We start from the raw sequence: 12,961 nt of genomic DNA on the forward strand, positions 1-12,961 counted from the left end.
TGCACACAAATGGATTTACGGTATTTGCAGTTTGCTATGGGCACAGTAATCCGTCAACTATTTAATAACTAAGTTATACTGTTGCAATGTCCATCTTTGCCGCCATACTTGCCCTTGCTGTCATCCTGGCGGGACTTCACATGCTTGCCCCGGATCACTGGATCCCACTCACAGTGGTTTCTTCAAGGCTCAGCTTTTCTCACAGGAGGACATATGCAACGGCTGCCTTTCTTGGAATACTTCATGCTGGAACTTCAGCAACACTTGCCCTCATCGCTCTCTTCATCGGCACCGTTGTTGCAGGGAGGTATGAAAATTACCTGAACTACGGGGCAATTCTTCTACTTGTTGCCGTTGGGCTTTATTTCATTGTCACTGGATACTCTGAACATGATGCGGGAAATGAGATCTCGGGGGCTTCCGTCAGTACAGTGCTGAGCATAAGCATATTTCCCGACCTGGCTCTCATGCCAATAGTCCTTACGGGGGCATCGCTCTCTTCTGTAGATATGGGCACTGTCATCATTGCATTCGCTCTGGCAAGCGCACTGTCCCTGACACTTGTGGTATACGGGGCAATCAGGGGTTTTGCCAGGGGGCTTGAAAAAATACCCCCGAGATACATCGATTACATCATGGGAGCCATACTTCTGGCAACAGCCGCATTTGTGGCACTGGCTGATTTCCTGTGATGGTGGGAGTCGTCTGAATGGAGATCAGATGATCTCCACCTCGAATGGCTCAAGAAATCCCATTCTGAATGCCCTGGTGAAAAAGAGATCAAGGGCCTTCCTGCCCTGTTCCCCAAAATCAACGGAAAGTGGGTTAACGTACATCTTGATGAATTTTCTCTCAAGCTCCATATCGGGATACCTGGCGTATTTCAGGGAATAGCGCACTGCATCGTCCTCATGCTGGAATCCATACTTGATTGACGCGTCGAAGTCTGCCATGTATTTTTTTGCGTCTTCCATGGAAACGGCCTTCCTTATTGCATTGAATCCCAGAGGCACTGGAAGACTGCCTGCATATTTTTTCCACTGCTGGTAAAGGTCCATCACCTCCATGAGGCCTTTCTCCTTGAAGGTGAGCTGCTCGTCGTGAATTAGAACGCCTGCATCAGCCTGTCCCGACAGGACAGCTTCAGGTATAAGGTCAAACCTCATCTGCCTGAACTCCCTGGGTTCCGGCGCAAACATCCGGTAGAGCAGGAAAGATGAGGTGTATTCACCGGGGACTGCCACAACAGCTCTTGATAGATCAACATCCTTCCTGGCGATAACTTTTGGACCGTATGTCAGGCCAAAGCTGGCCCCAGATGAAGTCAGCCTGTACCTGTCATGGAAGTGGGCATAACCTCCGGCGGAAATTGCAGTGACATCGTAAAGTTCCTTTGGGGCCTCCACATTCAGGGTCTCTATATCTTTAACAGTCTGCTGGTAATCGAATGCACATGGTATCTTTTTTTCGAACATTCCGTAGAACATGAATGAATCATCAGGGTCAGGCGTGTGCGCAATTCTGAATTTCATGAATGGTAATCGCCCGATGTAACATAGCTTTTTCCTGAGACCGTACCTGCAGAGTTATTTGCATATGATGTTTTACCATCAAGCCAGACGTGTTACTGTGAAAAATACAAGTATCTTGAATTAAGCAGTCAGGTTATATAGCTGTCTGGAATCACATAATCTCCCGGGGAGTTTTATGGAAAGGATTCTTATCGCTTTCGGAGGAAACGCACTTCTCAGGAATGGTGACGATTCCTCATATGTGATGCAGCTGCGGCGAGCCGTTGAGGCCATGGAGAAAATATGGAAAGTTGTTCTGGACAACGAGGTGATCATTACCCATGGAAACGGGCCGCAGGTCGGAAACATACTGCTCCAGAACGAGCACTCACGGGATATTACGCATCCCATGCCGCTTCACGCCTGTGGCTCAATGTCGCAGGGGCTCATCGGCGAGATACTGATCACTGCATATGATGAAATGAAGTCTAGGTACGGCGTCTCAAAAGATGCAGCCGTAATATTCACCAGGACTGTGGTTAATGAGGATGATGAGGCTTTTCACAACCCCAGTAAACCAATAGGCCCATATTACAGCAGCGAAGATGCAGGGAAGTATATGAAGGAGAGTGGCTGGGTCATGAAGGAGGAGCCCGGGAAGGGGTTCAGGAGAGTTGTGCCATCGCCATATCCAGTTGATATTGCTGAAAGATCCGCCATATTCTCAATGCTGGCGTCCGGATACCTGCCAATATGTGTTGGTGGAGGGGGGATTCCAGTAATAAAGACCGTGTCCGGATACAGAGGAGTGGATGCCGTGATTGACAAGGATCTTGCTTCTTCCCTGATGGCAAACATCCTTGAAGCCCATAAATTTGTCATTCTTACAGATGTGGATGGAGTATACCTCAGGTACGGGAAGCCGGACCAGGAAAAGCTTGCAAGAATCAGTGCAGGCGATCTGAGGAAGCTTTACACCCAGGGTAGTTTCCCCGGAGGGAGCATCGGGCCGAAGGTCAGGGCTGCGCTGGAGTTTGTGGAACGGAACCACGGAATTTCAATAATTGGATCTCTTGACGATGCTTCAAATGTCATAGCCGGGAAATCGGGCACTGTTGTCTACTGAACTACCGCTTTCTCTGGCAGCCTGAATTTCCCGGATTTGAGGACCAGCTTGCCTGCAGTGACAAAATCATCCAGTACCTTCTTCAGGTGCTTCTGAGGGATGACAAGCTCGAAATTCTCCAGAAGGAGATCCGTAACCTGTTCAAGAGATGATTCTTTCCTGAGTACCTTTGACAGAAGGTTGTCAACGTCCTCATATACATTCCACGGGAAGATGAACCATGCCCAGTTCTTCTCTGTAATCTCCTCGCCGTAAAAATCAGGAACAAAACTGGATCTTGTTATGTGCAGCATGGTGGCGGTCTTCACCTCTGCAGGATTCTGCTTCATGACAAATTCATGGGCAAGCTTCATGCTCTGTCCGGTGTCTGTTATATCATCCACAATGAGCACACGCTTTCCCTTGATATTAAGCACGCCGGGATCCCTGAGGACAGCCTTGCCGTCCTGGGTGGCAGTTATTCCCCAGTGCTCCGTCTTTATGGAGAGTAAATCCTTAATCCACAGTGAATCGGAGAGAATTCTGGCCGGAACAAGTCCACCACGTGACAATCCTATAATGAGATCCGGACTGAACGTGTTCACAATCTGTTTCCTGACTTCATCACACCATCTTTCTATATCATCCCATGAGACTGCCTTTGCCCTGAACTCCATTCTTAACCTCCTTGATATCCTCTGCTTAGCTTAAAATTTCCCCACGGTGAAAGCCACCGCAGGGCATTACGTGATTGCGTTCAGGCTGGAATCCTGGTTTTCCCGGCTTTGGGTGCCGGCTCTTCATCACTTATGGCAGCCCTGGCCGCTGCAAGCCTGGCTATTGGTATTCTGAATGGAGAAGCCGACACGTAGTCAAGACCAATCCTGCTGCAGAATGCAACCGTATCCGGATCGCCACCGTGCTCCCCGCAGATTCCCACCTCAAGTTCAGGATTTGTCTCCCTACCCTTCCTGACAGCTATTTTCATGAGTTCCCCGACACCAGACTGGTCTATTGTGCTGAAGGGATCGTTCTCAAGTATTCCCTCCTCAATGTACCTTGCCAGGAATTTTCCCTCTGCGTCATCACGGCTGTATCCGAAGGTCATCTGTGTGAGGTCGTTGGTTCCAAAGGAGAAAAAGTCAGCATAGCGCGCAATTTCGTCTGCGGTTATGCATGCGCGCGGGATCTCTATCATAGTCCCGAACTTGTATTCCACACTTTCATCAGGATCCTCACTCTTCACCACCTTTTCAAGCCTTTCCCTGAGGACCCTGATCTCGCTCCTGTGCCCAACCAAAGGTATCATTATCTCCGGGAAGATTTTCTTTCCTTCAGACTGTACCTGCATTGCAGCCCGGATTATGGCCCTCACCTGCATTTCGTAGATCTCAGGATAGCTGATGCCAAGCCTGCATCCACGGAATCCAAGCATGGGATTGAATTCTTCTAGGTTCTTTATGGCCGTGTAAATCCTTTCCGTGTCCTGGAGTTTCTTCCTATCTTCATTGGTGGCTTTCCCGCTCTTAGCCGCATTCCTGAGATCATACATCTCCTTTATTACCTCCTCTTTGTCCGGGAGGAACTCGTGAAGCGGTGGATCCAGCAGCCTTATTATGACGGGAAAACCTTCCATTGTCCTGAAAAATTCGGTGAAATCATGTATCTGCATTGGAAGAAGTCTGTCAAGATGGCTTATTCTTTCCTCGGTACTTGAGCTCATGATCATCTCCCTCATGATGGGAAGCCTGTCGCTGCCCAGGAACATTCTCTCAGTCCTGGCGAGCCCTATGCCTTCAGCTCCAAGTTTCCTGGCTTCAATAGCTTCCTCCGGTGTATTGGCGTTTGCCCTGACACCTATTTTCCTGAATCGATCCGCCCATGAAAGTACGATGTCCATGTCCGTGTTTGATCCCGGTGCCTCCGTTTCAACAGTTCCAAGGTAAAATTCGCCTGAAGTCCCGTCTACCGTTATGATATCTCCTTCCTTAACTGTGATATCCCCCGATACCATCTTTCGTTCGGCAACATTCACCTTGATTGATTCTGCGCCAACAACCGCGGGCTTTCCCATGGCCCTTGCCACCACGGCCGCATGGGAAGTCATCCCCCCTTTCTGCGTCAGGAATCCTTTTGAAACCACCATGCCCCTCACATCATCTGCAGTGGTCTCCGGCCTCACCAGTATGAGGGGTTTCTTCTCCTTGGACAGCTCGATTGCTCTTTCGGATGAAAATACTGCCTGTCCGGTAGCGGCCCCCGGTGAAGCTGGCAGACCATTTCCCAGGACTGTTTCCTTTCCCGTCCTTTTCACCTGAGGGTGCATCAGGGAATCAAGCATCCTGGGTGTTATTCTCATCACGGCATCCCTTTCGGTCAGGATTCCTTCCGAAACCATATCCCTGGCTATCTTCAGAGCGGCCTTTGCAGTTCTCTTCCCGGACCTGGTCTGGAGAAGATAGAAGACATCGTCCTCCACAGTAAACTCAATATCCTGCATGTCTCCATAGTGCTTTTCCAGCTTTTCTGCTGAATCCAGCAGCGCCCTGTAAGCAGATGGCAGCTCCCTGGACATATCGGATATGTGGCGTGGGGTCCTGATACCCGATACTACGTCCTCGCCCTGAGCGTTAACCAGATATTCTGCAAAAAGTACCTTTTCGCCTGAGTTTGGGTTCCTTGTGAATGCAACCCCGGTGGCAGATCTGGGGCCCGTGTTTCCAAAGACCATGGAAACTATGCTCACAGCCGTCCCCATCCATTCACCTATGCCATTCTCCTTCCTGTAAACCTGTGCCCGGGGAGAATTCCAGGAACGGAATACGGCCTCTATGGCCTGTTCCATCTGTTCCTTGACATCCTGCGGGAAAACCTTTCCATGGGCTTCGTAGATTCCACCGTAAATCTTTATGAGATCTGATATGTCTGCAGAATCCAGGTCGGTGTCGAACTTTCTTCCACGCTGCTCCTTGATTTTTTCAAGGGCATCTGAAAATTCTCTGCTGTCAATTCCCAGAACGATTGATCCAAACATCTGAATCAGCCTTCTGTAGGAATCCAGCGCAAATCTCCTGTTTCCTGAACGTTTTGCCAGGCCCTTTAGTGTTTCGCTGTTCAGGCCCACATTGAGAACTGTGTCCATCATTCCGGGCATGCTGACCGGTGCGCCGGATCTGACTGAAACAAGCAGGGGGTTTTCCGGATCACCGAATCTTCGTCCCGACTGCTTTTCAACTTGCTTGAGCGCAGTCCATACCTGGTCCATCATTCCGGCCGGAAAGTCCTCTGCCTTCAGGTATTCCCTGCAGGCCTCTGTGGTTATGGTGAAACCGGGAGGGACATTCAGTCCGATTCGGGTCATCTCTGCAAGCCCGGCTCCCTTTCCACCCAGCAGATCCACCATTTCCTTGCTTCCTTCCTGGAACAGGTAAACGTATTTTCTATCTTTGTTCACAATTGTTCATCCCAGAGCATAAATAACTTTTTGTTCGCAATTGGTCTGTGATCGCCTTAACAGATTAATATTGGACAGATGTTATTTTTAAGAGGGCTTCCATTGTTTGTTTTTCTGAAAAATTCACGAAATCATTAAATATAATGTGAACGCTTAGATATGAATTCACCAGAACATTATTCGAAAGGGTGAGTTCCCTCATGAGATTGTTCGGGAAACGCTGTGAATTGCTGTTCCCATAAACGTATGCGGCTCAAGTTTTTCTGGACACATGATATTAATTCTTTTCTGAAAAAGTAGAAAATTGAAAGATCTGAGAGTCCAAAACAGTTTAATAGGCCGTTTAATATATTCATCAATGAGCGGGCTCGATATTTTTCTGATAATAATAGTGCTTATTATCCTGATAATCCTGCTTTCCGGCCTTCATATCCTGAAGGAATGGGAAAGAGGCGCTGTGTTCACCCTTGGAAGATTTTCCATGCTTAAGGGGCCAGGCGTGATTTATGTGTGGCCAATCGTAAGCAAGGTAAACCCCATCCTCTCAACGAGGATTCAGGTTGTATCATTCAAGACAGAAAGCACATTCACCAAGGATAATGTTCCAATCAATGTTGATGCTGTAATGTATTTCCAGATTGTGGATCCGCAGAAGGCTGTCCTCAATGTGGATAACTTCGCAGCTGCCACAAACTATTCCGCACAGACGACCCTCAGGGAAGTCCTTGGAAAGAGTTCCTTTGATGAAGTCCTTTCTGAGAGGGAAAAGATTGGTGAGGCAGCCAGACAGATCATAGATGAGAAGACCGAAAACTGGGGAATTAAAGTTTCATCCGTTGAAATAAGGGACGTTGTGGTTCCGCAGAACCTCCAGGAGGCCATGTCCAGGCAGGCATCGGCCGAGAGGGAAAGAAGATCAAGGGTAACTCTGGCACTTGCTGAGGTTGAGGCCGCCCAGAAGATGGTTGAGGCTGCAAACCAGTATTCAGATAATCCCACAGCTTTCCAGCTAAGGTGGATGAACATACTTTATGAAATAGGACTTGAGGGCAAGGGAACACTGATGATGATACCTGCCAACACCCCTGCAGTTGGGACATTCAATGCAATGTCCATACTGGGCATGGAGAACCAAGTCAAGGCAAATCTTGAGAGGGAGAAGTCTTCCCATTAAAGTAACGCCTTGCAATATCCAGAAGCTCAGCGGGGGTGAAGTCATCAACCCTCTTTTCACCAATTTCACCGGGAAGCCCATCCAGGATGCTTGATAATTTTTTTCTTCTCTTTGAGAAAATATCCCTGAAAATAGGATCTGCTTTTCGCAGGTCCCCCAGGTTTGCATCTGGCCTGGGAGTTATGCGGATTATTCTTGAATTTACCTTTGGAGCTGGCGTGAAACAGGTGCGTGGAACATTTCTAACGCTTTTGATGACGTACCTCAGCTGTGCATTCACACTGATCCTGGAATAGGATTTATCTCCGGGGCCGGCAAGCAGCCGCTGGGCAAATTCTTCCTGAAACATGAGTACTGCTGCCCTGAACCCGAACGATTCAAGCCGGAACAGTATTGGCGATGATATCTGGTATGGGACATTGCCCATGATTCCATCGTATTGGCCAGGTTCAAACTCAAGAAAATCTTCCTTAACAACTCTGAGCCTGCCTTCTTGAATCTCGTTTCCGAATCTTGTGGAGAGGTTTTCAACAAACCTGTGATCGCTTTCAACAGCAGTTACCATGTATCCGCTGTCCAGAAGTACCCCTGTTATGATTCCGCCGCCGGGTCCAACTTCAAGTATGTGGCTCCCTGCAGGAAGATCAAGTGCCCTCACCTCAAGGGATGCAATGTTTTTGTCGGAAAGAAAAACCTGCCCATATCTTCTTGTGTATTTGTGATCCTGTTTCAAGTTATCTTGCCACGAAGAGCTTGTGTTTCTCGTATCTTTCCTGAAGTTCCTGGACTATCCTGCTTGCCACCATTTTCTGTGGATTATGAATTGTCTTGACCCGATCAGCAAGATCCTGGAAACTGGCAAATGGCTTCTTCTTCCTTTCCTCAATTATGGTCCACATGGTCTTGTTTCCCAGTCCCGGAAGAAGTTCCAGCGAATGCATTCTTGCGTTGATGGATTCTGCCTCGTTGAAGAATTTTATGAAATCCGGTTCCCTCTTGTTCACAATCCCTTCCAGAACAAATGGAAGCTCATTCTGGGCAGCGCTTGTGAGGTCAGCATATGATATGCGGCGTTTGACGGAAAGTACCTTATCCCTGAGTTTTGGCTCCTTGCCTATGTAAATGCGATCCCCTATTGTTATAACAGCATTTTCCTTGGGGATGATCTCAAGAAGCTTGAATTCTGTCTCACCCACTGCAAGAACCAGAGGAGTCTTGCGGTACCCCTTGTCCTCTGATCTGCCCTGAGGCAGGTAATCTATGACATAGGCGTATTCTTCCAAAAATAATAACCTCCAGTTTAATCGTCACTGAAATAGCTAATGAGGTTATTTAAATCTTGCTCGGGTAAAATAACGCTGTAGCCAGAAAGTATGCTCACTGCCTCTTCCTTTGTCTTGGGGCGGAGGTCAACAAGCTTTACTGCTACTTTCTCTGAAAGCTTATATGTTTTCATGAGCTCTGAAATATCCTTCTGGGCATCCTTGGCCTTCACCTTCAGGAATGCCTCGCAGTATGCCAGGTTGTCCGCTTCAGGCGGAGTGTGCTCCCTGGATTTTGAGAGTATCTCATAAGCCTCGGAAACTGGTACGTACTTGCTTTTCATTTAGTTCCCACTAATTCTCTTGAGATGAACGGGACCAGCCAGTATCTGCTTGTGAACTCCGCCGATCTTCACGGTGACCAGGTAACATCCACCCTGCTTTCCAGTGATCCTGCCTGTAAGGCCCTGAAAACCATGATAAGGCATCCCTGCATGAATGGACGGCTCAATATTTATAGCTGCAAGATCCCCTTCCTTGAACTCCTGAAGAAAACGCGTTACCGCAGGGAGTCCTCTTTCATTATATCGTTTTGTCATTTTGCTTCTGGAGCCCGCTCTAGAGCCATGCGACATCTTAACCATTAATTCACCTTACCTGTATATCCAGATCACATCCAGAGACTGAACCCTCAATGGAGATCCATATTCATCGGATAGGCTTGGATTTGTTCGTCCCTCATCACCGTGAATCAGTTCCTTAATGTAAGTGCCAGCTTCGGCCCTTACCACGCAGACCGCAGTATTCCCGGAAATCTGCTCCAGAACCATCTCCCTGATGTTCCTTCTCCTGATCAGATCTGATCTTCTGCTGGATACCCTTAATGGTGTCCTTTGATAAATATCTTTTCCAGATAGTCGTGATACCGCCTGCGCAAATTTCTGCGGATCCAGCGGATTGTCTGCAGTGATGGTCACCCTGTAGGATTTCTCATGATTTGCCCCCTTGATCTTTACCACGGTTTCGCGTGACGTGAAAGTGAGATTGTTAACGGCAATGTCCCCCGTCATGTTAATTTCGTCGCGGATCGTCATGAGGTTAATGGATCTCTTCCTGGGATTCTGGGCCTCCAGAACAAATTCCCTGCCATTCCCCTGCATCCTGACATCCACGTCCTCACGCCCTGCGCCGTGCAGGAAGTAGTTTGTGCAGAGAGAGTGTTTCATTACAACATCGCCGATGATCTGCTCAACAGAAACCCCATTGTTGTCCTGGTGTATCCAGCGCGTCTGCGGGATGCCGCGCCTGTTCTTGATATAATTGCCGTATATGTAGAGGCTTCTGATTTCCAGCTTAACCTGGTAGTACTCCAAGTCAAAGTGAAACGTAATATCCGGAGATATCTTGTCCACTGACTTTCCTGTGCGGTCGGAGATGGCTTTGCCCACCTCCCTGTTGAACTCCTTTTTTATGGATTCTCCTATGTTTCCAAAAAACCCCTGCAGGATGGCTTCTTCATCTGTTACCTCACGGGGGAACGCGCTTCCTGCCAGAAATGTACCGAATTCATACCCGGATGATTCATTGATGGCCAGATTCACGAAATCGTCCATGCGACTGAATACTGACCTGCAGATTGAGCACCTGTCTTCTTCCACAATGGCAATATTATTTTTTGAAAGTATGGGATAGGATTCAGAAAGATGAACCCTGCCACGTTCAACATTGGATAATCCATGCCCGATGGTGGCATATGCCCTGCCAAGGCATCTTAAACAGATGGAGAAATGCTGGTCCCCGGAGAAACCTTGCATAATATTATCTTGCCAGTATGACTTTTTCTATACTGGGCCTTTCCTTGATGAAAACCCTTGAACCGCACTCGCATTCAATTTCAGCAGTTCCAAAGGATTTCTCAAGCGGCCTTCCACACCTGATACATTTATACATTCTGTGTTTCCTCCGAAGCAACCACAGGTGTTCTCAGTTCTGGGAGATAAGAGCCACCTGCGAATTTATAGCCGCAGTGCCTGCATTCCCATATGCCTGCAGCCAGCCTCTTGACTTTCTTCTTTTTGCATGAAGGACATGCATAAAAGGCTATTTTCTGCTTGTAAATCTCATTCCAGGTTTTCCTGACTGTTACTCCGTATCTGGGGCCGAAACGCCCCGCAGCTCCTACCTTGATAGTTCTTTTAGACATTAATATCACTTGAAGTATTTTTCTCTGATCTGTCCACCGATATCACTTGATAACTTTATAGCTTTTCTTATCTCATCAAGAGTGAAATAACCGGTGTCCCCCTTCTGCATTGCCCTGATGTGTTCATCGGCGGTTGTGGTGACCGTGATGCGTGCCGTTGAAAGCTGCTCTTCCTCAAGGTCCGGGTCAGCAACAAGCTCATCTCCTATCTTCACCATTGTTACTGAAATGGGAATGCTCCTTACAGGAAGTGCGAAATCTTTCCCGCCTTCAGTGGATCCTGGCACAACTGCTGATTTGAGGGCAGAAACAACTGCCAGTGTGCAGGCATCTATGAGATTCCCGTCAAAATCGATCACGTCAATATCAGCGAATACGATCCAGACCTTCTTGGCAGGTTCGATCACCAGAGATTCAAGATCGATCATCTTGCTTTCCCTTATGCCCCTGTCCACAACCCGTGCAATCTCTATGGAACCTTCATTGGGAGGGCCCGCCTCGAAGGTGGGGAACGCCATGGGAAGCAGTTCCACATTTGTGGTGAGAACCCCCTGGTTCGGCGTGTCCGGGAATGGCTCTCCAGATTCGATCTTTATGCCTGCCACTACCTTTGTTTTGCCAAGCTTGACGTAGGCTGATCCCGCTGATCGGGGAACATAATTCGTGGTTATTGAGATCTCCCTGAAACTTTCAGGTGATCTTCCATCGCCCCTCTTTCCCTCTTTCAGTTTCTTCAGTATGTAATTCCTCTTAATTTCCGAAAGTACTCCGGCTTCATCCTTCGGCATCACTCACCACCCCTCTCAAGGGCCAGCGCCCTGTATTTTCCAGCCAGAGCTTCTCTCTGGATCTCATATATCCTCTTTGTTGCGTCCATTATGAGCGCTGTAGCCTGATCAAACTCCTCCTGGCTCAGATCGCCATCCATCTGCATAAGGACGATTTTCCCTGATTTTGCAAGTATTCCCATGGGAAGATCGGCCTGGCCGAAATTATCCTCTTCCTTGCCCAGGTCCAGGACTATCTTTCCATCCACCTTGCCAGCCGCACAACCTACAACCATGTCCCTCATTGGAATGCCCGCAGCTGCCAGAGCAACGGAACTTGCTGTGAGACCGGCGATTCTCGTTCCCGCATCAGCCTGAAGGACTTCAATGAAAACATCAATCTGGGCTCTTGGGAACTGTTCCACCATAACTGCGGCGGAAAGCGCCTCTGAGATGACCTTTGATATTTCCACAGATCTCCTGTCCGGCCCCGGCCTTTTTCTTTCATCCACGGAGAATGCGGACATGTTGTACCTTGCTTTCACAACAGCCTTTTCGATGTCCTGCGTATGCTTTGGGTAAGCTTCCCTTGGACCGTATACCGCCACAAGTATCTTGTTGCCCCCCCACTCTATGAATGCTGACCCGTCTGCCCTTTCCAGAACATCGGTTTCAATCTTCAATGGCCTTAGTTCCGTTGGGGATCGCCCATCTATCCTAAGACCGTTCTCATCAATCAATTTAATATCAGACGCTGTTCCCATTTTTTCCACCCTTTATTTCCTCAAGATATTTCTGCATTCTGTCCGTCAATCCGGTGGTATGTGCTTCCCTCTCCACCACCTTTATGGCCTCTATTGCGGCCATAACATTTTCCGGTTCTCCATCAACCCATATGAGTCCATTCTGGCCAACCACTATTCTTGTTTCAGTGGCGTCCTTGATCATGTTGACCATGGATCCGCCCTTCCCTATTATTCTGGGAACCTTGGGCGCCTGAATGGAGGCGATGTGCCCGCCCTCAAGTTTTCTCAGGCCCACATCCTTTAGCGTTATCCAGCTTTCCTTAATCTCGTTGACAGTCATGACCTTTGCGTAAACGTAGTCGCCAGTGCCCAGGAATTTTTTGATATTACCTGCATTTGTTCTCCATGGAGTGTCGTTCATGTGCAGCAACGTGTAATATGGGGAGTTTATGTCAACAGTCCACATTGATGGGCCAACCTCTATTATCTTCCCGATTACCTTGTCACCCCTTCTTGGAAAGTAAGGGCCCGAAAATGGGACAATGTCCACGAACTGCTCACTTTTCTGCACAATACCGAAATACTGGGAACAGTATAACTGATCACCGCATTTGTATACGCCATTTCTTGGCTTTCCAAGTGAAGAATCTATCTCATCACCTGGCATGACTATCTGTTTCATTTCCGACATCCGTTCACCTTCAATAGAGAAACATGCTTCCGCAACCCCAATACGAAC

The 12,961-nt window shown here is 48.2% G+C and carries 16 protein-coding genes; 3 read left to right on the top strand and 13 right to left on the bottom strand.

The window, feature by feature from the left end; translation table 11 throughout:
- The first annotated feature begins 86 nt into the window (after positions 1 to 86).
- Complete coding sequence (locus RE469_03275; protein WMT45222.1) at positions 87 to 692, top strand: hypothetical protein; 606 nt, start codon at positions 87 to 89, stop codon at positions 690 to 692.
- A gap of 24 nt (positions 693 to 716) precedes the next feature.
- On the opposite strand, the gene RE469_03280 is transcribed toward RE469_03275, so the two are convergent.
- Positions 717 to 1,532: an MqnA/MqnD/SBP family protein gene (locus RE469_03280; GenBank protein ID WMT45223.1), complete on the bottom strand. Its 816-nt coding sequence runs from the start codon at positions 1,530 to 1,532 to the stop codon at positions 717 to 719.
- 175 nt (positions 1,533 to 1,707) lie between these two features.
- Here RE469_03280 and arcC point away from each other — a divergent pair, with 175 nt between their 5' ends.
- Positions 1,708 to 2,637 carry a carbamate kinase gene (gene arcC / locus RE469_03285; GenBank protein ID WMT45224.1) on the top strand — a complete coding sequence of 310 codons (930 nt, stop codon included), beginning with the start codon at positions 1,708 to 1,710 and terminating at the stop codon, positions 2,635 to 2,637.
- On the opposite strand, the gene RE469_03290 is transcribed toward arcC, so the two are convergent.
- Both RE469_03290 and ppdK read right to left on the bottom strand, forming a co-directional pair.
- Positions 2,631 to 3,293 carry a phosphoribosyltransferase gene (locus RE469_03290; protein WMT45225.1) on the bottom strand — a complete coding sequence of 221 codons (663 nt, stop codon included), beginning with the start codon at positions 3,291 to 3,293 and terminating at the stop codon, positions 2,631 to 2,633. The two genes, arcC and RE469_03290, sit on opposite strands and share 7 nt — an antisense overlap.
- Before the next feature lie 80 nt (positions 3,294 to 3,373).
- On the bottom strand, positions 3,374 to 6,070 hold the full coding sequence (gene ppdK / locus RE469_03295) for a pyruvate, phosphate dikinase (GenBank protein WMT45226.1): 2,697 nt from the start codon (positions 6,068 to 6,070) through the stop codon (positions 3,374 to 3,376).
- A gap of 358 nt (positions 6,071 to 6,428) precedes the next feature.
- Between ppdK and RE469_03300 the strand changes: the two genes are divergently transcribed.
- On the top strand, positions 6,429 to 7,244 hold the full coding sequence (locus RE469_03300; protein ID WMT45227.1) for an SPFH domain-containing protein: 816 nt from the start codon (positions 6,429 to 6,431) through the stop codon (positions 7,242 to 7,244).
- Here the strand turns inward: RE469_03300 and rsmA are convergent.
- The 10 genes from rsmA to rrp4 are packed head-to-tail and all read right to left on the bottom strand — an operon-like array spanning position 7,207 to position 12,913.
- A complete protein-coding gene (gene rsmA, locus RE469_03305) occupies positions 7,207 to 7,977 on the bottom strand; it encodes a 16S rRNA (adenine(1518)-N(6)/adenine(1519)-N(6))-dimethyltransferase RsmA (protein WMT45228.1) in 771 nt (256 codons plus the stop codon). The two genes, RE469_03300 and rsmA, sit on opposite strands and share 38 nt — an antisense overlap.
- A gap of 1 nt (position 7,978) precedes the next feature.
- Complete coding sequence (locus RE469_03310; GenBank protein WMT45229.1) at positions 7,979 to 8,527, bottom strand: DUF655 domain-containing protein; 549 nt, start codon at positions 8,525 to 8,527, stop codon at positions 7,979 to 7,981.
- 17 nt (positions 8,528 to 8,544) lie between these two features.
- Positions 8,545 to 8,850, bottom strand: coding sequence for a hypothetical protein (locus tag RE469_03315; protein ID WMT45230.1), 306 nt, complete (start codon positions 8,848 to 8,850; stop codon positions 8,545 to 8,547).
- On the bottom strand, positions 8,851 to 9,150 hold the full coding sequence (locus tag RE469_03320; GenBank protein WMT45231.1) for a 50S ribosomal protein L21e: 300 nt from the start codon (positions 9,148 to 9,150) through the stop codon (positions 8,851 to 8,853).
- A 9-nt stretch (positions 9,151 to 9,159) separates the two neighbouring features.
- On the bottom strand, positions 9,160 to 10,320 hold the full coding sequence (locus RE469_03325; protein ID WMT45232.1) for a tRNA pseudouridine(54/55) synthase Pus10: 1,161 nt from the start codon (positions 10,318 to 10,320) through the stop codon (positions 9,160 to 9,162).
- Between the two features lie 4 nt (positions 10,321 to 10,324).
- Positions 10,325 to 10,456: a DNA-directed RNA polymerase subunit P gene (locus RE469_03330; GenBank protein WMT45233.1), complete on the bottom strand. Its 132-nt coding sequence runs from the start codon at positions 10,454 to 10,456 to the stop codon at positions 10,325 to 10,327.
- Positions 10,449 to 10,709, bottom strand: coding sequence for a 50S ribosomal protein L37ae (locus RE469_03335; GenBank protein WMT45234.1), 261 nt, complete (start codon positions 10,707 to 10,709; stop codon positions 10,449 to 10,451). The genes RE469_03330 and RE469_03335 overlap by 8 nt, the downstream gene beginning before the upstream one ends.
- A 5-nt stretch (positions 10,710 to 10,714) precedes the next feature.
- Positions 10,715 to 11,497, bottom strand: a complete 783-nt coding sequence (gene rrp42 / locus RE469_03340; protein WMT45235.1) for an exosome complex protein Rrp42 — start codon at positions 11,495 to 11,497, stop codon at positions 10,715 to 10,717.
- A complete protein-coding gene (rrp41, locus tag RE469_03345; protein ID WMT45236.1) occupies positions 11,497 to 12,240 on the bottom strand; it encodes an exosome complex exonuclease Rrp41 in 744 nt (247 codons plus the stop codon). The genes rrp42 and rrp41 overlap by 1 nt, the downstream gene beginning before the upstream one ends.
- The gene (gene rrp4, locus RE469_03350; GenBank protein ID WMT45237.1) at positions 12,224 to 12,913 is read right to left on the bottom strand and encodes an exosome complex RNA-binding protein Rrp4; all 690 of its coding nucleotides are present in this window, start codon (positions 12,911 to 12,913) and stop codon (positions 12,224 to 12,226) included. Before rrp4 ends, rrp41 begins: the two co-directional genes overlap by 17 nt.
- Between the last annotated feature and the right edge of the window lie 48 nt (positions 12,914 to 12,961).

The sequence above is a fragment of the Cuniculiplasma divulgatum genome, assembly GCA_031200235.1.
Taxonomy (GTDB): domain Archaea; phylum Thermoplasmatota; class Thermoplasmata; order Thermoplasmatales; family Thermoplasmataceae; genus UBA509.

Excerpts from the sequence above, each read along its gene's own strand:
- RE469_03275 (WMT45222.1), top strand. The coding sequence starts at position 87 with ATGTCCATCTTTGCCGCCATACTTGCCCTTGCTGTCATCCTGGCGGGA.
- RE469_03280 (WMT45223.1), bottom strand. The coding sequence starts at position 1,532 with ATGAAATTCAGAATTGCGCACACGCCTGACCCTGATGATTCATTCATG.
- arcC (WMT45224.1), top strand. The coding sequence starts at position 1,708 with ATGGAAAGGATTCTTATCGCTTTCGGAGGAAACGCACTTCTCAGGAAT.
- RE469_03290 (WMT45225.1), bottom strand. The coding sequence starts at position 3,293 with ATGGAGTTCAGGGCAAAGGCAGTCTCATGGGATGATATAGAAAGATGG.
- RE469_03300 (WMT45227.1), top strand. The coding sequence starts at position 6,429 with ATGAGCGGGCTCGATATTTTTCTGATAATAATAGTGCTTATTATCCTG.
- RE469_03315 (WMT45230.1), bottom strand. The coding sequence starts at position 8,850 with ATGAAAAGCAAGTACGTACCAGTTTCCGAGGCTTATGAGATACTCTCA.
- RE469_03320 (WMT45231.1), bottom strand. The coding sequence starts at position 9,150 with ATGGTTAAGATGTCGCATGGCTCTAGAGCGGGCTCCAGAAGCAAAATG.
- RE469_03325 (WMT45232.1), bottom strand. The coding sequence starts at position 10,320 with ATGCAAGGTTTCTCCGGGGACCAGCATTTCTCCATCTGTTTAAGATGC.
- RE469_03330 (WMT45233.1), bottom strand. The coding sequence starts at position 10,456 with ATGTATAAATGTATCAGGTGTGGAAGGCCGCTTGAGAAATCCTTTGGA.
- RE469_03335 (WMT45234.1), bottom strand. The coding sequence starts at position 10,709 with ATGTCTAAAAGAACTATCAAGGTAGGAGCTGCGGGGCGTTTCGGCCCC.
- rrp42 (WMT45235.1), bottom strand. The coding sequence starts at position 11,497 with ATGCCGAAGGATGAAGCCGGAGTACTTTCGGAAATTAAGAGGAATTAC.
- rrp41 (WMT45236.1), bottom strand. The coding sequence starts at position 12,240 with ATGGGAACAGCGTCTGATATTAAATTGATTGATGAGAACGGTCTTAGG.
- rrp4 (WMT45237.1), bottom strand. The coding sequence starts at position 12,913 with ATGTCGGAAATGAAACAGATAGTCATGCCAGGTGATGAGATAGATTCT.